Genomic DNA, 21914 nt, shown 5'->3' on the forward strand with positions numbered 1-21914 from the left:
GAACCAGGATCCGGCGCGAGCGCCGGATCAGGCGGCTTCGCCGTGGTGGCGCTCGGAGACCGGCTTCCCGCGGCGTTCCGAGCGCCCGTGCCCGGCGACGAGCCTCAGGTGCCGCACACGGTGGCGGCCGGCGGGTGGCCGGGCCGCACCGGTCAGGTGGTCCTCGATACGGTCCATGCAGATCAGCAGCAGTCCCATGACCGGCAGCAGTGCAAGAGCGACTATCAGCATCGGCGGCGTCCTCCCCGCAGCGTCTCCACTCGACTGCCCCTCGTTCTCCTCTTCAGCGATCCGACGATGTGAAGATCCCGCAACGCCCCTGTTCGCGGCGGTTCACCCGCTCTGCCCAACTCGCCTGCCGCCACGTGCTGTTGTCACTCTCCAGGGGACGTTTCGCCGCGGTCGCCGCGGACAAGTGGGAGGGCAGACCGAGCAGAGCGGAGAGGATCAGACCGATGAACGACAGAGTCCACACCTTCGAGCCCACCAGCGCCCCGGGTGAGCACCTCACACCGCTGGACCTCATCGGCTACGCGGTCGAGGCGAGTGACGGCCCGATCGGCACGGTCGACGCCCACTCCGGGGAAGTGGGCCCGGACCACCTCGTCGTCGACACGGGCGGACCGCTGCTCAGCAAGAAGGTGCTGCTGCCGCGGTGGGCCGTCGCGCGTATCGACGAGACGCAGCGGACGGTGCAGGTGGCCCGCCTGCGGGACCGCATCAAGGCGGCCCCGCGCTTCGACAGGGACATGCGTGTCACCGACCCCGGCTACCGCGCGCGGATCGACGAGCACTACCGGGAAGAACCTGGTCTCTGACGAATCCGCGGTTCGGTGCCGACAGAGCGGGGCACGCGGTGGGGGCGGTCGGACGGCCCGCCGGACGTGCCGGTCATGGCGCCCGGCCGCAGTATGAGGCGACAGGAAACGGAGGCAGCAATGAACATGGTGAAGATCGCCTACAAGCCGTTCGGTGTCGGTCTCGGCATGGCGGCGGGAGCGGTCGCGGGCACCGTCTTCAACCAGGTCTGGAAGCGTCTGGGCCACGAGGACGACGCGCCCGATGCCACGGACGAGCAGCGCCACTGGCGCGAGATCCTGCTTGCCGCCGCTCTCCAGGGAGCCATCTTCGCCGTGGTCCGGGCGGCCGTCGAACGGGGTGGCGCGCGGACCACGAAGCGCCTCACCGGCGTCTGGCCCGACTGACCGCACCGTCGGAATGTGCGGCCCTGATCGGGCCGTGCCTTACTGGAACGGGACCGGAGCGCCGCCCTCCCGTACGCGATGTTGAGGAGTGAGGATCGGGGCACTCGGCGGGGGAGCACGGGCAGCGGACCGCCCACACCAACCCGGGAGGCAGGAATGGCGCGGCGTCATCGAATGGTCAAGGCGAGCCCGGCGGCGGTGTGGGCCGTCCTCGCGGACGGCCGCCGGTACGCGGACTGGGTGGTGGGAACCGCCTCGTCGCGGCCCCTGAGCGGACAGTGGCCGGAGGTCGGGGCGGCTCTCGAGTACGAGGTGCAGCTCGGCCCGGTCCACCTCACCAACGAGACGATCGTCCGGCACTGCGAAGAGGGCTCCCTGCTGGAACTGGAGGCGAAAGCGGGCCCGCTGGGCACCGCTCGCATCTCCCTGCAGCTACGGCCGTGGGGCGAGCACTGTCTGGTCATGGTCGACGAACACCCGCTGCACGGCGCGGCCGGCGCCCTGCACAACTTCGGGGTCGAGGCCGTCATCCAGCTGCGCCACCGCGCGATGCTCGCCCGTCTGGCAAGCGTCTGCGAGGACGAACAGGCACACCCCAAGAGCGCCGCGGACGCCGCACGCTACAGCGGGGGCGGAGAAAGCCATGCCTGACGCCGTGGTGATCGGGGCCGGGCCCAACGGCCTTGTCGCCGCCAACCTGCTGGCGGACGAGGGCTGGAGCGTGACCGTCCTCGAGGAGCAGCCGGAGCCCGGCGGCGCGGTCCGCCACGACCGGGGCGTGGACCCCGACTTCGTCAACGACCTCTTCAGCTCCTTCTACCCGCTGGCCGCCGCGTCCCCCGTCCTGAAGCAGCTGAAACTGCACGAGCACGGCCTGCAATGGAGCCACGCGCCGCACGTGCTGGCGCATCCCCTGACCGACGGCCGCTGCGCCGTTCTGGACCGCAGAGTCGATGTCACGGCCGCCTCGCTCGACCAATTCGAGGCGGGCGACGGCGATGCCTGGCGGCGTCTGCACGACGTGTGGGAGGACGTGCGCCCGGACATCCTGGGGGCGCTGTTCACCCCGTTCCCGCCCCTCCGTTCGGGGGCGAAGCTGGCCTACCGGCTGCGGAGCGCCGGCGGTCTGCGTCTGGCCCGCTCGCTGGTCCTGCCGGCCCGCCGGCTGGGCGAGGAGGAGTTCGCCGGCGAGGGCGGCCGGATCCTGCTCGCCGGCAACGCGCTCCACGCCGACCTCGCGCCCGAGGCCGCGGGCAGCGGCGGCTTCGGCTGGCTGATGGCGATGCTGGGACAGACCTACGGTTTCCCCGTGCCGGTGGGTGGCTCCGGCGAGCTCGTCCGGGCCCTGGTCGCCCGGCTCGAGGCCCGCGGCGCCACGGTGCAGTGCGGCCGCAGGGCGGAGGAGATCGTCGTGCGCGGCGGGCGGGCCGTCGCGGTGCGCACCGCCGACGGTGACACCGTGACCGCCGCCCGCGCCGTACTCGCGGACGTGTCCGTCCCCTCGCTGTACGGAGGTCTGGTCGCCCCGGAGCACCTGCCGTCCCAGCTCGCGGACGACCTGCGCCGCTTCCAGTGGGACTTCAGCACCTTCAAGGTGGACTGGGCGCTCGACGGCCGCGTGCCCTGGGAGGCCGAGCAGGCGGCCCACGCGGGCACCGTCCACCTCGCCGACGGGGTCGACGAACTCACCCGGTTCGCCGCACAGGTCGCCATGGGACAGGTGCCCGACAAGCCCTTCGTGCTCTTCGGGCAGATGACCACCTCCGACCCCTCCCGGTCGCCGAGCGGGACCGAATCGGCCTGGGCCTACACCCACGTACCGCAGAAGATCCGGGGCGACGCGGGCGACGAGAAGATCTCCGGAGCCTGGGACCAGCAGGAGCAGGAGGTCATGGCCGACCGGGTCGAGCGGCAGGTGGAGCGCTTCGCCCCGGGTTTCCGGTCCATGATCCGCGCCCGCCGCATCCTGGCGCCGCCCACCCTGGAAGCCCTCGACCGCAATCTGCACGGCGGCGCGATCAACGGCGGCACCGCGGCCATGCACCAGCAGCTGGTCTTCCGGCCCGCGCCCGGTACCGGCCGCGCGGAGACCCCGGTGCCCGGCCTGTTCCTCGCGTCCGCCGGCGCCCACCCCGGCGGCGGCGTGCACGGTGCCCCGGGAGCCAACGCGGCACGGGCCGCACTGCGCCGCCGGGCACCGGCCCCGCTGGCCGCGGCGCAGCGCATGCTGGCACGCCGCGACCGCACCGGCCGCAAGCAGCCGTGACAGAGCCGGTCGCCACCGGATCACCCGAAGCGTCGACGAAGGGCGTACAGGCATGCACGACAGCCCGCTGAGGGGCCGCACGGTCGTGGTGACCGGTGCCGCACGGGGCCTGGGCGCAGCCCTCGCCGGGGAACTCGCCGACCGCGGCGCCCAAGTCGCTCTGCTCGGCCACGAGAAAGCGGCGCTCGAACGGGTGGCGGCCGCGCTGCCCACCCCGGCGCTCGCGCTGGAGACCGACATCACCGACATCGACGCGCTCCGGGCGGCGGCGCACATCGTGCGGACCGAACTGGGGCGGCCGTCCGTCGTCGTCGCCAACGCGGGTATCGCGGAAGCCGGCCCCTTGAGCACGGCGGACCCGCGCTCGTGGCGACGGGTCGTCGAGGTGAACCTCACGGGCAGCGCGCTCACCGCGCAGACCTTCCTGGCGGACCTGGTGCACACCCGCGGCTACTACCTGCAGATCGCGTCCCTGGCCGCGGTCGGGGCCGTCCCCATGATGAGCGCGTACTGCGCCTCCAAGGCGGGCGCGGAGTCCTTCGCGCAGGCCCTGCGGGCCGAGATCGCCCACGAGGGCGTGGCGGTCGGCATCGCCTATCTCAACTGGGTCGACACCGACATGATCCACGACGCGGACAGCCACCCGGCGCTCGGCGATCTGCGCGCCATGCTGCCGCCGCCGGCCCGCCGCGTCCTGCCGGTGGCCCCGGTCGCGCACCGGCTCGCCCGAGCGGTGGAGCGACGCCGCACCTCCGTCTACGTACCCGAGTGGGTGCGGCTCGCGCAGTTGGGCCGTGGCCTGCTGGCGCCGGTCATCAGCCGCCGCGCGCGAGCCCACTATGCCCGCCGGGCGGCGGGCCGCCCCGCGGAACAGTCGGGTCCGCTCGGCGCGGGCGGCCTCGCCGACCACGCCCTCCCGGACCGGTAGAGGCGGAAGGGGCCCGGAGCGCGGTTCTGTGCCGGATCAGGTAGGCAGGAGAGGTGGAAAACGACACTTCTGACCGCTTTGTTCACGTGCGGGGCGCGAATGAGCACAACCTGCGGAGCGTGGACGTCGACGTCCCCCGGGATGCGATGGTCGCCTTCACCGGTGTCTCCGGTTCCGGCAAGTCCTCGCTCGCCTTCGGCACCCTCTACGCCGAAGCCCAGCGCCGCTACTTCGAGTCCGTCGCGCCGTACGCCCGCCGACTGCTCCAGCAGGTCGGCGCCCCGCACGTCCAGGAGATCACCGGCCTGCCGCCGGCCGTGGCGCTCCAGCAGCGGCGCGGAGCCCCCACCTCGCGGTCGACGGTCGGCACCCTCACCACCCTCTCCAACCTCCTGCGGATGCTCTACTCGCGCGCCGGGACCTACCCGCCGGGCGCCCCGCGCCTGGAGGCCGAGGCGTTCTCGCCCAACACGGCGGCCGGCGCCTGCCCGCACTGCCACGGCCTCGGTGTCGTGCACGACGTCGCCGAGGACCTGCTCGTCCCCGATCCGTCGCTGAGCATCCGCGAGGGGGCGATCGCCGCCTGGCCGGGTGCCTGGCAGGGAGCGAACCTGCGCAGTGTCGTGCAGGGCCTGGGCATCGACATCGACAAGCCGTGGCGCCGGCTCAGGAAGAAGGACCGGGAGTGGCTCCTCTACACCGATGAACAGCCCTCCGTCCTCATCGAGCCGGAAGAGGGCCGTATCGACTACGGCTACTACGGAAAGTTCTGGAGCGCCCGCGCCCACGTCATGCACGTGCTGGCCGACTCCAAGAGCGACCGCATGCGCGAGCGGGCCCTGCGCTTCGTGCGGAGCGTGCCCTGCCCGGAGTGCGAGGGCAGCGGCCTGACCCCGGAGGCACTGGCGGTCACGTTCGCCGGTCACAGCATCGCCGAGATCAACGCGCTGCCGCTCACCGACGTGGTGCGGCTGCTGCGGCCCGTGGCGGAGCTGTCCGACGCGGCGGCCGCCACGGAGAGCGCCGGTTCGGGGGAGAGGACCGAGGTGGCGGTCCGGATCTGCGCCGATGTCGTCGCGCGCGTGGAGGTGCTCCTCGACCTCGGCCTGGGCTATCTCAGTCTCGGGCGTCGCTCCACGACCCTGTCGCCCGGCGAGGCACAGCGGCTGCGGATCGCCACCCAGCTGCGGTCGGGGCTCTTCGGCGTGGTGTACGTGCTCGACGAACCCTCCGCGGGCCTGCACCCGGCCGACGCGAAACCCCTGCTCGACGTACTGGACCGGCTGAAGGCGGCGGGCAACTCGCTGTTCGTCGTGGAGCACGACATGGACGTCGTACGCCGGGCGGACTGGGTCGTCGACATCGGCCCCGGCGCGGGCGAGGGTGGCGGCCGCGTGCTCTACAGCGGTCCGGTGCCCGGCCTGGAAGACGTGGCGGAGTCGGCCACGAGCCGGTATCTGTTCGGCCGCGCGGAACCCTTCGACCATCACCCCCGCACCCCGAAGGGCTGGCTGCGCCTGGACGGCGTGAGCCGCCACAACCTCCACGACGTGTCCGTGTCCGTACCGCTGTGTGTGCTGACGGCGGTCACCGGGGTGTCGGGGTCGGGAAAGTCGACGCTGGTCTCCCAGGTACTGGCCGACGTCGTACGCGCTCAGCTCGCGATGGCGCCGGAGGAGGACGAGGAGGAGACGGGCGAGGCCGAGGTGCGGGAGATCTCCGGCGTGGAGACCTTCGACCGGCTGGTCCGCGTCGACCAGCGGCCCATCGGACGCACCCCCCGGTCCAATCTGGCGACGTACACGGGCATGTTCGACGCGGTGCGCAAGCTGTACGCGGGGACGGACGACGCGCGAGCACGCGGCTACACGGCCGGGCGGTTCTCCTTCAACGTCGCCGAGGGGCGGTGCGAGACCTGCCAGGGGGAGGGCTTCGTCGCCGTCGAGCTGCTCTTCCTGCCCGGCACCTACGCGCCCTGCCCGGCCTGCGAGGGCACGCGGTACAACGCCGAGACGCTCGAGGTGACCTACCGGGGAAAGAACATCGCCGACGTGCTGGCGATGTCCGTCGACACCGCCGCCGAGTTCCTCGGCGACGTGCCGAGCGCGGCCCGCAGCCTCGACACGCTGCGCGAGGTGGGCCTGGGGTACGTGCGGCTCGGCCAGCCGGCGACGGAGCTGAGCGGCGGCGAGGCCCAGCGCATCAAACTGGCCACCGAATTGCAGCGAGCCCGCCGCGGCCACGCGCTCTACCTGCTCGACGAACCGACGGCGGGACTGCACCCCGCCGACATCGCCCTGCTGCTGCGCCAGTTGCACCGTCTCGTCGACGCGGGCAACACGGTCGTCCTGGTCGAGCACGACCTCGACACGATCGCCACGGCCGACTGGGTCATCGACCTCGGTCCCGGCGGCGGCGACGCGGGCGGCCGGGTGATCGCGGCCGGGCCCCCGGCGAAGATCGCGCGATCGAGGCGCAGCGCCACCGCGCCGTACCTGGCTCCGCGGTTGGGACGTACTTCCTAGTGCCGCCTCAAGAGGAGAAGGGGGCCGGGGCTGACCCACGGCGCTCGGCGACGGTAGGCTCTTGAACCGTTGACCCCACTTTCGGACGAGAGGGTGCTGGGATGCCCCGGAGTCTGCCCCTCCGCAGCGCTGAGCACGTGGCGCAGGTGGCGTGCCATGTGTCCGAGCTGCTCGAGGTGTTGTGGGGGCGCGGTCAGGAAGCCACATCGGCCGGCCCGCTCCCGCCCTCGCAGTTCCGGGCCCTGACGGTGATCGAGGACCAGCAGGGGGTCAATCAGCGCGCGCTGGGCGAGGCGCTCGGATCACGGCCCTCTTCGGTGAGCCGCCTGTGCGACCGGCTGGAGGCCGCCGGCCTGGTGGAGCGGCTCGCCAGTCCCACCAGCCGCCGGGAGGTCGATCTGCGGCTGAGCCGCCGTGGAGCCGCGGTCCTCGACGACTTCCGTGCCTCGCGCGCCCGGGAGATCGAAGCGGTGCTGCAGACCATGTCGCCCGCCCAGCTGCGGACGCTGGCCGAGGGCCTGGAGCAGTTCCAGGACGCCGCCGCGGCGCACATCGCCCCGAGCGCGGTCCGGGGCGACGCCGAGGGATCCTCCGAAGCGATCGCCTGACCGGAGCTGGCCTGCCGAGCGGGTGCGCGCGCGGGATACACTTCCCCGACAGTTGCTGTGTAGCAATGTTTATTTGATGCGTTCGCTGTGTGCGTGTGTTCGGTGCGTTGCGTTCCCGCTCGGCTCGTAGGTGCGGTGCAGGAATCGTGGTCGTGGCCATCTCGTCTCCCGCTCAGCAGCCGGCCCGACCTTTGAAGAAGGCTGCTGTGAAGAACTTTCTGGCCGCGGAGCGCGCTGTCCGCGCCGCCGCGCCGTTCGAGCTGCTGGACGCGGTGCGCGCGGCACTGGTCGAGCACTACGACGCCATCGGCGTCGAACTCCTGATGGCCGACTACGGACTCACCGTGCTGCAACCGGTGACGGAGCTGCCCCACACGGCCGCGCCCCTGCCCCTCCACGACACCCCTGCGGGCCGGGCCTTCGCCAGCCAGGACCCGGGCAGTCACGCCGTCGACGGCGCGGGAGCGGTGGATCTCTTCCTGCCGGTGACCGTGCGCGGGGACCGGCTCGGTGTCCTGTCCGTACGGGTTCCGGAGGAGAGATGCACGCCCGAGGAGGTCGCGGAGCTCACCGCTCTCGCGGAGATCCTCGGGCGCGAGATCGTCGTCGCCGACCGCGACACCGACGTCTACCTGCAGGCCCGCCGGGCCAGCCGGCTCACCCTGGCGGCCGAGATGCAGTGGCAGCTGCTGCCGGGGCGGGCCTGTACCCGTACCGAGTACGCGATCGGCGCCCAGTTGGAGCCCGCGTACGCCATCCACGGCGACAACTTCGACTGGGCCGTGACCAGCGAGACGCTCACCCTCACGATCACGAACGGCATGGGGGAGGGCATCGGGGCCGCGCTCCTGACCAATCTCGCCGTGAACGCCCTGCGCAACGCCCGCCGCGCCGGAATCGGCATCGCCGATCAGGCGGCCCTCGCCGACCAGGCGCTCTACGCCCAGCACCGCGGCGAGGAGTACGTCTCGACCCTGCTGCTCACCTTCGAGCTGGAGACGGGGCGCGTACAGGCGGTGGACGCGGGCTCGCCGCAGCTGTGGCGGCAGCGCGGCATGTCGGTGGAGCACATCCCCTTCGAGGCCCAGCTGCCCCTGGGCATGTTCGAGGAGACCGACTACGTCGCGCAGGAGTTCGAGGTCCGCCGGGGCGATCGTCTGCTGTTCGTCAGTGACGGCGTCTACGCCGCGCTCTCCGAGACCGGGGAGGAGTACGGCGAGCGCATGCTCGCGCGTGCGATCCAGGCCGCGAGCCTTCTGCCGGCCTCGGCGGTGCCCCGCGCGATCCTGCTGGAACTGGCGGACCACCTGAACGCCGTCGCGGACGACGACGCGCTCGTCGTGTGTCTGGACTGGTTCGGTCGCGACATCGAGGCATGACCTTCCCGCTTTGCGGTACTCCGTTCAGGGGGACGGTGCGAGGCCGCGACGGTCGGCCGTTTGCGGGGGTGGACGTGGTTGCCCGCGACCCCTCTTCCGTGCAACTGTTGCCCTATGGAAACTGTATGTGTTCTTGCTGCCGTCGGTCCACGACAACGCCGTAACCCGCAGGGTCGGTTGTTGTTCTGAGGTCCCGGACGAAAGGTGATGGGAGCCCGCTGTGCGCGGGTCGTTCCCGCGTGATGGTTTCCCCCACGGAGCCGGTGAGCTCCCCAGCCGTAGAGGCAGCGGCCGCGGTCGGCCCGCGCGATCCGTACGCGACAGTCACGGCGGACGAAGCGGGCCGGGTCCTGTTCTGCAACGACCGGGCCGGCGCCCTCCTCGAAGGGCTCAGGGCCGGCGTGCTGCTGATGGACACGGCGCCCGCCTGGCTGGCCGAGGCGCACGCCGAGGTGCTCAGGGGCACGGACCCGAACCCGCCGGTGGCCCGGGGCCGCGTGAAGGACAGGACGGTGGACGCCTTCCCCAGCCGCGGGACCGACGGCGCGGTGTCCTGGTGGCTGGTCGACGACGGCGATCTGCGCTCCGCCCACGATCAGTTGGAGAGCGAGCGCACCCGCTCGCGGGTCCTGCAGGAGATCTCCAGCGAGCTGCTGGCGTCGCTCAACGCGGACCGGTGCATGGAGGTGACGGCCCGGATGGCCGCGCAGCATCTCGCGGACGCGGCGGTCATCGTCGGTGTCCGCTCGGGCCGCACGTACCCCGTCACGCGCTGCACCACCGGCGGACCGGTGGTGCAGGAGAAGATCGCGCTGGAGCCCGGGGAGCTGCCGGGCCTGTCGGAGGCGCTGCTGGGCTTTCCGCCGGTGCCCTCGCGCTGGATCGATCCCGCGCAGGTCCCTGAGTGGGCGATCCCGGCCGAGTTCGCGGCCGAGGGCGGGCGGATCGGCTCGGTCGTGGTGGTCCCCCTGCCCGGCCACGGACTGCCCGCCGGGGCCATCGTGATGATGCGCCACAACCAGGAAGCCGCGTTCACCGACGCCGAGGAGGCTTTCGCCCGGCTGTTCGCCGCCCGCGCCGGCGCCGCGCTGTCGGCCGCCCGGATATACGCCGAGCAGACCCACATCACCGATGTGCTGATGCGCGAACTGCTGCCGCCGGTGCTGCAGGGTGTGCGCGGCGTCGACTTCTCCGGCCGCTACCGCGCGGCCGCCGCCGGCGAACGCGTCGGCGGGGACTTCTACGACGTGTATCCCGCCGACAGCGACGAGGACGAGACGTTCGCCGTCCTGGGCGACGTGTGCGGCAAGGGTCTCGAAGCAGCCGTGCTCACCGGGAAGATCCGCAACACGATCGAGGCGCTGCTGCCGTTCGCCGCCGATCACCACCGGGTGCTCACGCTCCTCAACAACGCGCTGCTGACCTCGCATCACACGCGGTTCGCGACCCTCGCCCTGGCTTCCGTGAAGCGTGAGGGGAGCCGGGTGCGGCTGCGCGTGTCCAGTGCCGGCCATCCCACACCGCTGATCGTGCGCAGCGACGGGCAGGTGGAGGAGGCGGACACGATGGGCATGCTGATCGGGGCGCTGCCCACGGACATGCTCAAGGTCACCACCGCGACCGTGGATCTCGCGCCGGGGGAGACGTGCCTGCTGTACTCCGACGGCATCACCGAGGCGCACGGAGGCCCGCTCGGCGACGCCATGTTCGGGGAGCAGCGGCTGCGCAACACGCTGGCGCAGTGCGCGGGCCTGCCGGCCGAAGCGGTCACCGAGTACGTCCAGATGATCGCCTCGCAGTGGATCCAGGGGGGCGCGCACGACGACATCGCCCTGCTGGCCATCACCGCGCCGCGCAACAACCATCTCACCGCGGTGGACGGACATACCCGGGGCAGGTTCACAGCATGACGACAAGTGAGACGACCACGGGCGCCCACGAGGCACTGACGTACACAGAGTTGCGCGAGCAGCTGTGGCGTGCGCTGCTCGACTGCGACGAGACACATGCTGTCGCCCTGGTGCGGTTCGCCGTGGGAGAGGGGACCGCCGGTCGAGCGGCGGCGGCCGAGCGGGTGCTCCTCGAACTGATCGCGCCGGTGCAGGAACGTGTCGGCATCGAGTGGGCCGCCGACCGGATCACCGTCGCGCAGGAGCACGCGGCGACCGCGATCAACGAGAGATGCATCTCCGCCGTCGCCGATGCGGCGGCCCCCGCCCTCGCCGGTCCGGCGCGGGGCCGGGTGACGGTCGCGTGCGTGGACGGCGAATGGCACGCGCTGCCCGCCCGCCTGGTCGCCGAAGTCCTGCGGCTACGGGGATGGGGCGTCGACTATCTGGGAGCGCAGGTCCCCACCGAGCACCTCATCGCCCATCTCCATCAGCGCACGTCCGACGCCGTACTGCTGTCCTCCTCGATACCCTCGCACCTGCCCACGGCCCACGCGGCGATCAGCGCCTGCCAGGCCACCGGCATCCCCGTCATGGCCGGCGGCGCCGCGTTCGGCCCGCAGGGCCGCTACGCCCACCGGATGCGGGCGGCCTGGGCCCCGGACGCCGTCGGCGCGCACACGCTGCTGGAGCAGGGCCTCGACCGGCCCGCCGTCGACGCGGCCCGCCTGCCCGACCTGGACCTGCCGCACCTCACCGACCAGGAGTACACCCTGGTCAGGCAGGGAAAGCGGCAGCTGGTCAAACAGACGCTCGCCGACATCGAGGACGCTTTCCCGCCGATGCGCTCGTACAGCGAACTGCAACGGGAGCGCACGGCCGAGGACATCGACCACATCGTCACCTCGCTGATCACCGCCCTCTACGTCGACGACGCCGAGCTGTTCACGACGTTCGTCGCCTGGACCGCCGGCATACTCGGCGCCCGAGGCGTCCCCGCGCGGTCCCTGCTCCCCGCCCTGGACTCGCTGCTGCACCAGCTGAACGACTTCCCGCGCGCCACCGGCATCCTCGCCGAAGCCCGCGGAGCCCTGACCGTTCCCGGACCTGGACAGCCCGCATGACCACCTACGCCGCACTGAACCTCGCCGTCGCCGAAGCACGTGACGGGGCGCTCACGCTCCAGGTCGTCGGAGCCCTGGACTACGACACCAGCGGCCACTTCACCGCGTACACGAGCCGGGCCCTGGCCGACCATCCCGGACTGCGCGTCCTGCGTCTGGACTGCGCCGGACTGAGCGGCGTCGACTCCATGGGCCTGTCCACGCTGCTGGGGCTGCGCCGCCGACTCGACGCGGCCGGGGCGAGCCTGCACATCGCCGAGCGCTCGCCGCGTCTGAACCGGCTGCTGACCATCACGGGCACCTTCGAGTACCTCGTCGGCGCGGACGAAGCGGCCGAGGCCGAACAGGAGTCGTCCGGCGCCGAGTCCGGCGCGGGCCCCGGCCATGGCTCCGAGGCGGATTCCGGCCCCGGTGATCCACGCCGGACGCGCAGGCCTCAGGAGCGTCGATAGGGTGTCCGGGTGGAAAGTCGTGAACCAGACAGGACGAGCGCGGATCCCCACCCCGATCTGCGGTCCCTCGGCGTCCAGCTGCGCCGGCTCAACGGTGAACTGAACCGCCTCGTCCACGGCTTCGCGGCCGGTGAGGGTCTGCACCCCACGGACGTCCAGGCGCTGGCCGCCATCCTCGACTCCGCGGATCCGCTCACCCCGAGCGCGCTGCGCCACCGGCTGGGGCTCACCTCCGGCGCGGTCAGCGCCTGTGTGGACCGGCTGGAGCGGGCGGGACACGTCAACCGGGTCCGCGAGAGCGCGGACCGGCGCGTCGTCCACCTGCACTACGTACCGGGTGCGCAGGCGCGTGCGCGGCAGTACTTCGGGCCGCTGGCGGGCGCGACCGACCGGGTCCGCAGCGGTTACAGCGACTCCGAGCTGGCCGTCGTGCTGAGGTTTCTGGGCGACCTCAACGAGGAACTCGCGCAGACATAGCGGGGTGTGAGGGGGCCGCCTGCATCCGATGCGGCGGTTCGGGTGGAAGTCTCGGAGAGGGGCGACCCCGCTCCCGACTTAACTCAATCATTAAGATACTTTTTCATTGAGTTTGTTGTTCCGCTCCGTTGACTGCCTTGGGAGACCCATGTCCCGCACCACACGAGGTACACGCTGGCTCGTGCCCCTCGTCCTGCTGATCGTCTGGCTCGCCGTCGGCGGCACACTGGGGCCCTACGCGGGCAAGCTCGGCGAGGTCGCGACCAACGATCAGGCGGCGTTCCTCCCGCGCAACGCCGAGTCGACCCGCGTGATCGACGCGCAGCGTGCCTTCCAGGAGGACGAGACCCTGCCGACGATCGTCGTCTGGACCGCCGATGACGACGGCCCCGTCAGCGCCGACCAGCGAAGCCAGGCAACCCGCGCACTCGCGAAACTCCAAGGGACACCCGGCGTGGTCGGCGAGGTGTCACCCGCCGTGCCCTCCGGCGACCGCAAGGCTTTGGAAGGCATCGTCCAGCTCCGACCCGATCTGGGCGACGAACTCTCTCCCACCCTCGACCGGATCGAACGCGTCGCGGACGGAGCGACCGGCACCACGGTCGCCGTCGCCGGACCGGCGGCGAGCCAGGCCGACCTCTCGGGTGCCTTCGCGGGCATCGACGGACTGCTGCTCCTGGTCGCCCTGGTCACGGTCCTGGTGATCCTGCTGCTGGTCTACCGCAGCGTCCTGCTGCCCTTCGTGATCATCCTCGGAGCGGTCTTCGCCCTGGGGGCGGCGTGCGCGATCGTCTACGTCCTCGCGGACCACGACGTCGTGCGCGTCGACGGACAGGTGCAGGGGATCCTCTCGATCCTCGTGATCGGCGCGGCCACCGACTACGCCCTGCTGCTGACCGCTCGCTACCGGGAGGAACTCGCTGCCCGCACCGACCGGTTCGCCGCGATGCGGGCCGCGCTGCGCCGCTCGACCGGGGCGATCGTCGCCAGCGCGGCGACCGTCGCGCTCGGACTGCTCGCCCTGCTGCTGAGCGACCTCACCAACAACCGCGCGCTCGGCCCGGTCGGCGCGATCGGCATCGTCTGCGCCGTGCTGAGCACGCTCACGTTCCTGCCCGCCGTGCTGGTGCTGCTCGGCAACGCCGCGTACTGGCCCGCGCGTCCGCGCCCGGCCGACGCGGCGGGCGGCGGCCACGGGGTGTGGCCCCGCGTCGCACACGCGGTGAAGAAGGCGCCGCGCAAGATCTGGGCCGTCGCGCTGGGCGGGCTGCTCGTATGTGCGGCGTTCGCTCCCACCCTGGACTCCAAGGGGGTGCCGCTCGACGAGATCTTCGTCAACGACGCGCCGTCGGTCGCCGCACAGGCGACGCTGGCCGAACACTTCCCCGGCGGCTCCGGCAACCCGGCCGTGGTGATCGCCGAAGCACGGCACGAGAAGGAGGTCACCGCACGGGCCGAGGCGACCGAGGGTGTGGCCGACGCGGCGGTCCTGAACGAGAAGGGGCGGCCCGGCGCCGGCCCGGCCCGGGTCGTGGACGGCAAGGTCCGGGTCGACGTCACGCTGAAGGACCCGGCGGACAGCGACGCGGCCAAGGCGACGGTCGCAAAACTCCGCGCCTCGCTGCACGGCATCGACGGCGCCGACGCTCTGGTCGGCGGCTACACGGCGCAGCAGTACGACACGCAGCACACCGCGGAACGGGACCGCACACTGATCGTCCCCGTCGTCCTGCTCATCATCCTGGTCATCCTCGTCGGACTGCTCCGCTCGGTCCTCATGCCGTTGCTCCTGGTCGTGACGGTGGCCCTCAACTTCCTTGCCACCCTCGGCATTTCCTCGCTCGTCTTCCAGCATGTCTTCGGCTTCAGCGGGACCGACGCCTCCGTGCCGCTGTACGGGTTCGTGTTCCTCGTCGCGCTCGGCGTGGACTACAACATCTTCCTGATGTCACGGGCGCGGGAGGAATCGCTGGAACACGGGGTGCGCGACGGCATCCTCAAGGCACTCGTCGCCACCGGCGGAGTGATCACATCGGCCGGTGTCGTGCTGGCCGCGACGTTCGCGGCGCTGGGGGTCATCCCGCTCGCGTTCCTCGTGCAGATCGCGTTCATCGTGGCGTTCGGCGTGCTGCTCGACACGCTGGTCGTCCGGTCGCTGCTGGTTCCCGCGCTCGTGAGGGACATCGGCCCGAAGGCCTGGTGGCCCGGGCTGCTGAGCCGCCGCAACGACTGATACGCCGGTCACACCTGCCGGGCGGGGGCCGCTCCGCCCGGCAGGTCACACCTCACGCGCCCGCGCTCCCCGCCGCACCGCTGACCGGGCAGCCACCGGTCAGCTTGCCCAGGAACGCGTTCGGGTCGTAGTAGTGCTCCACCTCCAGCAGCCGCAGCTCGTCGTCGACCCGGGCGATGCTCATCCCGAACATCTCGACCTGTTCGCCGCTCGCCGCGAACCCCTTGTACTCCCCTTCGAACGCCCCCCAGTGCCGCCACTTGAACGCGATCGTCGGCGGCCCGGACACCACCTCGGTGACCTCCCAGTAGAAGCCGCCGGGGAAGGCCTGGTGGAAGACGTGGTGCGAGGATTCGAAGGACTCCGCGCCGTAGAAGACGCTGTCGCCGATGAGTACGTTGTAGCTGCCGCGCTCTATGATCTCGCCGGCGTCCGCCCACGGCCCGCCGTTGATCCGCGTACGGAACCGGTCCGTGACCATGGACACCCAGGTGGCGGGGTCGTGTTTGTGCGAGACCTCCATCTCGAAGACCTGGACGACTCCCTCGACGATCGCCTCGAGGGACCCGGGAGCGTGCTCGGTGGTGCGCTGTCCGGGCATGACCGTGTGGGACAGGTGGTAGTCCGGTACGCCCTCGCGCCAGTCGGCCGCGTCCGCGGCGGCGATCACCGCGGATCGGCCCTGGAGCCAGAGCGGGGGCGGAGCTTCCGGCATGTCGAACCCCTTCAGGGAGGAGGCAGGGAGAGGAGTAAAGGGAAAGCGATCGGAATGCGACCTGGATCGGTCGAAAAGCGTCTGCGAGACGTTGAACCCCATACTGATTCGCTCACACTTTCTGCACAACCCATCCGCAAGCGGTGAGTGCCGCAACTGGTCTCGACCTACGCCGAGTTGATGACCCATGTACATTTTTTCGGCCGAGATCTTGCGCCGCCGGACGGCATCACTGTGGGACCGGACCGGCCGGCGCGTGCACCGCACGATCCGTTGATGTCCCGATGGAAGGTGGAGCAGCTCATGAGTCAGGCGCGCAGGACGCCGGTCAGCCGGCGGCACGTTCTGGGCACGGCAGCCGCGGTGTCCGCGGCGGCGGCCGTACCGCCGGCCGCCGCGTTCGCGGCACCGCAGCGGACACTGCCCGAGCAGGCCCGCTGGCGCAGGCACGCAGCCCGGGTCACGATCACGCGGGACGACTGGGGCGTTGCGCACATCATGGGCGAGACCAACGCCGACGCGGTGTTCGGAATGATGTACGCCCAGGCCGAGGACGACTTCGACCGGGTCGAGCACAACTACCTCGTCGCCCTGGGCCGCCTGGCCGAGGCCGAGGGGGAGAGCGCGATCTGGCAGGACCTGCGGCAGCGGCTCTTCCTCGACCCGGCGGCGCTGAAGAAGGACTACGCGAAGTGCCCCTCCTGGCTGCGCGAGTTGACGAGGGCCTGGGCGGACGGGCTCAACTACTACCTCGCGACCCACCCCGAAGTACGGCCACGCGTCCTGGACCGGTTCGAACCCTGGATGCCGCTGAGCTTCTCGGAGGGCAGCATCGGCGGGGACATCGAGTCGGTGCTGCTCACCCAGCTGGAAGCCTTCTACACGGGCCGCTCCGTGCCGGTCACCGACGAGGAGCGCGGCCTCGTCCTGCGCGAACCCACGGGATCCAACGGCTTCGCCATCGCCCCGAGCCACACCCGGGACGGCCACGCCCTGCTCCTGATCAACCCGCACACCAGCTTCTTCTTCCGTTCGGAACAACATGTGACGAGCAAAGAGGGGCTCGACGTCTACGGCGCCGCCACCTGGGGCCAGTTCTTCATCTATCAGGGCTTCAACGCACACACCGGCTGGATGCACACGACGAGCGGCGTCGACAACATCGACGAGTTCGCCGAGACCATCGTGACCCGGGCGGACGGCACCCGTTCCTACCGCTACGGCAACGCACTGCGCCCCGTCACCACCAAGAAGATCACCCTGTCCTTCCGCACCGAGGACGGCGGACAGGAGAAGCGCAGCTTCACGACGTTCGCCACGCACCACGGCCCCATCGTGCGTGCGGCGGACGGCAAGTGGATCGCGTGCGCGCTGATGAACAAGCCGGTCGAGGCACTCAAGCAGAGCTTCCTGCGCACCACGACGTCCGATTACGCGCAGTACCTGCGAGTGGCGGGCCTGAAGGCGAACAGCTCCAACAACACGCTCTTCGCGGACTCGAAGGGCGAGACCGCCTTCCTGATGCCGCAGTTCATGCCGGTGCGCGACGACCGGTTCGACTACCTCAAGCCCGTCGACGGCAGCGATCCGGCGACCGACTGGCACGGTCTGCACAGTCTGGAGAGCATGCCGCACGTCGTGAACCCGAAGAACGGCTGGGCGTTCAACACGAACAACTGGCCCTGGACCGCCGCCGGCAAGGACAGCCCCGAAGCGGCCGACTATCCGCGCTACTTCGACAAGGTGGGCGAGAACCCGCGCGGACCGCAGGCGGAGCGGGTGCTGAGCGCGCGTGACGACTTCACACCGCGGACACTGATCGAGGCCGCGTTCGACACGTATCTCACCGCCTTCGCGCGACTGCTGCCGGGGCTCGTCGCCGCGTGGGACCAACTCCCGCACGGCGACGGGCAGAAGGCGCGACTGGCCGCTCCCGTCGGCCTGCTGCGCTACTGGGACCATCGCTGGGCCGCGAAGTCGACCGCCACGTCGCTGGCCGTGTTCTGGGGTGAGGACATCTGGGCGCTCACCTCCGAAGCGGCGGCGAAAGCACGTATGTCGGGATGGGACTACATAGCCGGCCGCGCGAGCGACACTCAGCGGCTCGACGCACTCGAGACAGCGGTCCGGCGCCTGACACGGGACTTCGGGAGCTGGAAAGTGCCCTGGGGCTCCATCAACCGCTACCAGCGCAACGACGGAGCCATCGTCCAGCACTTCGACGACGCCGAGCCGAGCATCCCCGTGCCCTTCGCGTCCTCGCGCTGGGGCTCCCTCGCCTCGTTCGGGGCCAAGGCGTACCCGGGCACGAAGCGCTACTACGGCACCAGCGGCAACAGCTTCGTCGCCGTGGTGGAGTTCGGGCCGCGCCTGCGTGCCTGGGCGGTGACCGCCGGCGGCGCGAGCGGGCATCCCGGCTCCCCGCACTTCAACGACCAGGCCGGCCGCTACGCCAGGGGTGACCTGCGCCCGGTCTACTTCTACCCGGAGGACCTCAAGGGCCACATCGAGCGGCGGTACCGGCCGGGCGCCTGACCGCCTCGCCCCGAACCCGGCGGCGCCCGAGCCCGGCTCGGGCGCCGCACCGCCCCCGCGACCGGACGCCTACTTGGTGGCCCCCTGGGCGAAGCCGTTGTAGATGTAGCGCTGAAGGAAGAGGAAGACGAGCAGGGTCGGCAGGATCACCAGGATCGCTCCGGCGGAGATCGCCTCCCAGTGCGCGCCGAACGGCCCCTTGAAGCGGAACAGGGCGGTGGAGATCGTCCCCTTGTCCTCGGAAGGCATATAGAGGAACGGGATGTAGAAGTCGTTGTACGTCGTGATGCCCTTGACGATGACGACGGTGGCGATGGCCGGCTTGAGCAGCGGCAGGATGATCTTGCGGTAGATGGTGAAGGTGTTCGCCCCGTCGAGCCGTGCGGCCTCGTCCAGCGAGGTCGGGATCCCGCGGATGAACTGCAGGAAGATGTAGACCGACACGATGTCGGTGCCCATGTACAGCAAAATCGGGGCCCATCGGGAGTCCACCAGACCGAAGCTGTTGACCACCTGGAAGGTCGCGACCTGCGTCGTCACGCCGGGCACGAGCGTCGCGATCAGGAACAGCGCCATCACGGTCTTCTTGAACCGGAACTCGAACCGGTCGATGGCGTACGCCGTCATGGAGCCGATGAGCACGGTGCCGGTGATGGAGAACAGCAGGATGAACGCCGTGTTCCCGAACGCCGTCAGCATATGGCCGTCGCTGAAGGCGGTGGCGTAGTTGGACAGGTTGAACCAGTCGTCGGGCAGGCGCAGCGCGCCGCTCCCGTCGGCCACTTCGCGGGACGACTTGAGAGAGGTGAGGAAGATGACGACCAGTGGTACGAGGACCACGAGGGAGGCGACGACGAGCGAGAGATACGTCAGCGTCGTGCCGATGCGCAGCCGGCCGCGGGCGGCGGCCGGCCGGTCGTCGGCGGTGGTGAGCGTGGTCATACGAGGTCCACCTTGTCGTCGGGCACGAGCCGCCGCTGGATCCAGGTGACGAGCAGGATGATCAGGAGCAGCACCACGGCGCAGGCCGAGGCCAGGCCCGTCTTGTTGAACTGGAAGGCGAGCTTGACCGTCTGGATGACGAAGGTCGAGGTGCCGGTCGCGCCGCCGGTCATGATGTACGGGATCTCGAAGACGGCCAGCGAGCCGGAGATCGCCAGGATGACGCTGAGGCTGAGGACGGGCCGGATGCTCGGCGCGATGATGTGCCGGAACTGCTGCCAGCGGCTCGCGCCGTCGAGCTGCGCGGCCTCGTACAGCTCACCGGGGATCGACTGGATGGCCCCGAGGAAGAGCACGAAGTTCAGGCCCGTGTACCGCCACACGGAGACCCCGGCCAGCGAGGTGTTGGCCGAGTCCTGATCGCCGAGCCAGGCGTGGTCGCCGCCGGCGCCGAACCAGGACAGGATCGAGTCCAGGGTGCCGCCGTCCTGGAAGAAGTAGAGGAAGACGAACCCGATCGCGACACCGTTGATCAGATAGGGGAAGAAGAGGATCCCCTTGAAGAAGTTCCGGAAGCGCAGGTCGAAGCTGAGGATCGTCGCGAAGTACAGCGCGACCACGATCTGTACGGCCGACGCGGCCAGATAGTAGAAGCTGACGAAGAACACCCGGAACAGCTCGGGGCGGGTGAACAGCTGTGTGTAGTTCTCGAGCCCGGTGAAGTTCCGGTCGGGGCTCACGCCGTCCCAGTCCGTGAAGCTGTAGAAGACCATGTTGGCCACGGGGACGTAGGTGAACGTGATCAGCAACGCGAGGGGCGCCAGCAGGAACAGCCACGGGGTGATCTTGCGGAGCGGGTGGTCGCGCCAGGACCGGGCGAGCGGTGCGCCGTGGCGCGCGCCGCTCCGGGCGGGCGAGGCGCGCCGGCCCGGTGCCGGTGGCGCTTTCGAGGTGGTGTCAGTCATGCGGGACGGCCCTTTCGTGGTCCGCGACGAGCGGCTGGCAGACGTGGGGCCCGGCCCCGGCGGGCGGCGCGGGCCCCGTACACAGGCGCTCGGTCAGTTCCCGGCGACCGAGGCCGCTTCGGCCCAGCGCTTGTCGAGGTCGGCGAAGTAGTCCTGCAGGGAACCCTTCTGGGCTCCGCGGGCGATGTCGATGAGCTTCTGCCGGTAGTCCGGCTTGGAGAGGCCGATCTCGGCGGCGTTGTCGATCGCGTTGACCTGCTCCGTCGTCGCCTCGGAGCGCTCGACGAGCTTGACATCGTTGTCCTGGAAGGGCTTCAGGACCTCGGGGAAGCTCATGGAGGTGAGGGCCGAGACCCCGCCCTCCTTGGCGGCGAAGCCGGACTTCTCGGTGAACCAGTCGATCCAGGCGCGGGCGGCCGGCTTGTGGTCCGAGTGCGTGTTGACGGCCAGCTGGTAGTCGGAGACCAGCGTGGCGCAGAACTGGCCGTTCTTCTGGGCCGGGAACGGCATGAAGCCGATGTCGTCCGGGTTCTCACCGGCCGCCGTGGCGGCGCCCCTCATCTGGTTGACGGCCCAGGAGCCGAGCATCATGCTCCCGATCTTCCCCTTGGCCAGCTGGGTCTTGGACGCTTCCCAGTTGGTGGTCGTCGGGTCCTTCTCCGACAGCTTCTCGTGGACGATGTCGTAGAGGAGCGTGTCGTTGACGTTGAGCTCGCTGCCGGACTTCCACGGCTTCTCGCTCGCGGCCAGCGCGTCCCACGCCTTGCCGTCGCAGCTGACCGAGCCGACGTTGTTGGTCCAGGCGCCGCTCAGCGGCCAGCCGTCCTTGAAGTTGGTGTAGTACGGCGTCGCGCCGGTCTTCTCCTTGACCTGCTTCAGGTCGTCGAGGAACTGCGCGGGGGTGGTGGGCCAGTCGTCGATGCCGGCCTTCTTCCACACGGCCTTGTTGTAGACGAAGCCGTTGGCGGTACCGAAGTTGGCGATGCCGTAGGTCTTCCCCTCGACGTCGGTCTTGCCGGTGAATCGGTAGGTCCTGGCCATCTCCTTGGTGGCGCCGAGCGGTGCGAAGAACTTCGGGTAGTCACCCTTGGCGATGACCCCGGGGATCAGCAGGACGTCACCGTAGTTGTCGGTGTTCATCCTGATCTTCACCTCCCCTTCGTAGTCCGTGATGCCCTGGAACTTCACGGTCACCTTGGGGTACGTCTTCTTGAACTGGGCCGCGTACTTCTTCATCGTGCTGTCCTGCACGAGGTCGGTGCGGTTGGTGAGCACGGTGATGGTGCCCGACACCTTGGCGGGGTCGGAGGGAGACCCGGCCGCCTCCCCCGAGGAGTCCCCTCCGCCCCCGCACCCCGCGACGGTCAGCAGTGCGGCGGCAAGCACCATCGCGCTCAGCGGCTTCGTCCTCATGTGCCCAACTCCTTCCAAGGGTTACGGCTCAGGCCCAGCGGGCTGACGGCACTATGTCAGCCATCAATGAACCGGTAAAGCCTCGATTTCCGCCGCGATACTCAATCGTTACCGGCTTCTCGCGGGCGAAGAGACAAGTAGCCGTCTCACCAGGCTGGTTGTCGCTGACGTCGGAAGCGCTTCGAGGACTAGACCGGTTCATGAAGCAGAGGTTAGGTTGGCGGGCGTCTCATACGAACCGGGCCCGCGTCCGTCCGA

General features: G+C 70.4%; 19 protein-coding genes. 14 read left to right on the plus strand and 5 right to left on the minus strand.

Annotated elements, in window-relative coordinates; all coding sequences use genetic code 11:
- Positions 1 to 27 precede the first annotated feature (27 nt).
- On the minus strand, positions 28 to 231 hold the full coding sequence (locus tag ABD366_RS18615) for a hypothetical protein (protein ID WP_324767245.1): 204 nt from the start codon (positions 229 to 231) through the stop codon (positions 28 to 30).
- A gap of 224 nt (positions 232 to 455) precedes the next feature.
- Between ABD366_RS18615 and ABD366_RS18620 the strand changes: the two genes are divergently transcribed.
- The 13 genes from ABD366_RS18620 (at position 456) to ABD366_RS18680 (ending at position 15086) form a co-directional block, all read left to right on the plus strand.
- On the plus strand, positions 456 to 818 hold the full coding sequence (locus tag ABD366_RS18620) for a PRC-barrel domain containing protein (RefSeq protein ID WP_324767244.1): 363 nt from the start codon (positions 456 to 458) through the stop codon (positions 816 to 818).
- A gap of 120 nt (positions 819 to 938) precedes the next feature.
- Entirely contained in the window at positions 939 to 1205 is a 267-nt protein-coding gene (locus ABD366_RS18625; protein WP_324767243.1) for a DUF4235 domain-containing protein, read from the plus strand.
- A 156-nt stretch (positions 1206 to 1361) separates the two neighbouring features.
- The gene (locus tag ABD366_RS18630; protein ID WP_324767241.1) at positions 1362 to 1856 is read left to right on the plus strand and encodes an SRPBCC family protein; all 495 of its coding nucleotides are present in this window, start codon (positions 1362 to 1364) and stop codon (positions 1854 to 1856) included.
- Positions 1849 to 3471 (plus strand): phytoene desaturase family protein, encoded by a 1623-nt coding sequence (locus ABD366_RS18635; RefSeq protein ID WP_344442120.1) that lies wholly within the window; start codon positions 1849 to 1851, stop codon positions 3469 to 3471. The genes ABD366_RS18630 and ABD366_RS18635 overlap by 8 nt, the downstream gene beginning before the upstream one ends.
- 52 nt (positions 3472 to 3523) lie before the next feature.
- Positions 3524 to 4399, plus strand: a complete 876-nt coding sequence (locus ABD366_RS18640; protein ID WP_324767800.1) for a short-chain dehydrogenase/reductase — start codon at positions 3524 to 3526, stop codon at positions 4397 to 4399.
- Positions 4400 to 4518: 119 nt separating this feature from the next.
- Positions 4519 to 6924 (plus strand): excinuclease ABC subunit UvrA, encoded by a 2406-nt coding sequence (gene uvrA / locus ABD366_RS18645; protein WP_411293662.1) that lies wholly within the window; start codon positions 4519 to 4521, stop codon positions 6922 to 6924.
- A 101-nt stretch (positions 6925 to 7025) separates the two neighbouring features.
- Positions 7026 to 7532 carry a MarR family winged helix-turn-helix transcriptional regulator gene (locus tag ABD366_RS18650; RefSeq protein ID WP_324767798.1) on the plus strand — a complete coding sequence of 169 codons (507 nt, stop codon included), beginning with the start codon at positions 7026 to 7028 and terminating at the stop codon, positions 7530 to 7532.
- A gap of 206 nt (positions 7533 to 7738) precedes the next feature.
- Positions 7739 to 8911: a PP2C family protein-serine/threonine phosphatase gene (locus tag ABD366_RS18655; RefSeq protein WP_324767797.1), complete on the plus strand. Its 1173-nt coding sequence runs from the start codon at positions 7739 to 7741 to the stop codon at positions 8909 to 8911.
- Between the two features lie 242 nt (positions 8912 to 9153).
- Entirely contained in the window at positions 9154 to 10821 is a 1668-nt protein-coding gene (locus ABD366_RS18660; RefSeq protein WP_411293661.1) for a PP2C family protein-serine/threonine phosphatase, read from the plus strand.
- Positions 10818 to 11924, plus strand: coding sequence for a cobalamin B12-binding domain-containing protein (locus ABD366_RS18665; protein ID WP_324767795.1), 1107 nt, complete (start codon positions 10818 to 10820; stop codon positions 11922 to 11924). Before ABD366_RS18660 ends, ABD366_RS18665 begins: the two co-directional genes overlap by 4 nt.
- Positions 11921 to 12376, plus strand: coding sequence for an STAS domain-containing protein (locus tag ABD366_RS18670; RefSeq protein WP_324767794.1), 456 nt, complete (start codon positions 11921 to 11923; stop codon positions 12374 to 12376). The genes ABD366_RS18665 and ABD366_RS18670 overlap by 4 nt, the downstream gene beginning before the upstream one ends.
- Before the next feature lie 9 nt (positions 12377 to 12385).
- On the plus strand, positions 12386 to 12853 hold the full coding sequence (locus ABD366_RS18675; protein ID WP_324767793.1) for a MarR family winged helix-turn-helix transcriptional regulator: 468 nt from the start codon (positions 12386 to 12388) through the stop codon (positions 12851 to 12853).
- A gap of 148 nt (positions 12854 to 13001) precedes the next feature.
- On the plus strand, positions 13002 to 15086 hold the full coding sequence (locus ABD366_RS18680; RefSeq protein WP_324767792.1) for an MMPL family transporter: 2085 nt from the start codon (positions 13002 to 13004) through the stop codon (positions 15084 to 15086).
- A gap of 52 nt (positions 15087 to 15138) precedes the next feature.
- On the opposite strand, the gene ABD366_RS18685 is transcribed toward ABD366_RS18680, so the two are convergent.
- Positions 15139 to 15801, minus strand: a complete 663-nt coding sequence (locus ABD366_RS18685) for a SnoaL-like polyketide cyclase (RefSeq protein WP_324767791.1) — start codon at positions 15799 to 15801, stop codon at positions 15139 to 15141.
- A 276-nt stretch (positions 15802 to 16077) separates the two neighbouring features.
- Here ABD366_RS18685 and ABD366_RS18690 point away from each other — a divergent pair, with 276 nt between their 5' ends.
- Positions 16078 to 18336 (plus strand): penicillin acylase family protein, encoded by a 2259-nt coding sequence (locus ABD366_RS18690; protein WP_324767790.1) that lies wholly within the window; start codon positions 16078 to 16080, stop codon positions 18334 to 18336.
- Positions 18337 to 18405: 69 nt separating this feature from the next.
- Here ABD366_RS18690 and ABD366_RS18695 read toward each other — a convergent pair whose 3' ends face one another.
- The 3 genes from ABD366_RS18695 to ABD366_RS18705 all read right to left on the minus strand — a co-directional run bounded on the left by ABD366_RS18695 (position 18406) and on the right by ABD366_RS18705 (position 21656).
- A complete protein-coding gene (locus tag ABD366_RS18695) occupies positions 18406 to 19278 on the minus strand; it encodes a carbohydrate ABC transporter permease (protein ID WP_324767788.1) in 873 nt (290 codons plus the stop codon).
- Positions 19275 to 20243, minus strand: coding sequence for a carbohydrate ABC transporter permease (locus tag ABD366_RS18700; protein WP_324767787.1), 969 nt, complete (start codon positions 20241 to 20243; stop codon positions 19275 to 19277). The genes ABD366_RS18695 and ABD366_RS18700 overlap by 4 nt, the downstream gene beginning before the upstream one ends.
- 93 nt (positions 20244 to 20336) lie before the next feature.
- Positions 20337 to 21656, minus strand: a complete 1320-nt coding sequence (locus ABD366_RS18705) for an ABC transporter substrate-binding protein (protein WP_324767786.1) — start codon at positions 21654 to 21656, stop codon at positions 20337 to 20339.
- Positions 21657 to 21914: the final 258 nt, after the last annotated feature.

The sequence above is a fragment of the Streptomyces kunmingensis genome (assembly GCF_039533535.1).
Lineage (GTDB): Bacteria > Actinomycetota > Actinomycetes > Streptomycetales > Streptomycetaceae > Streptomyces > Streptomyces kunmingensis.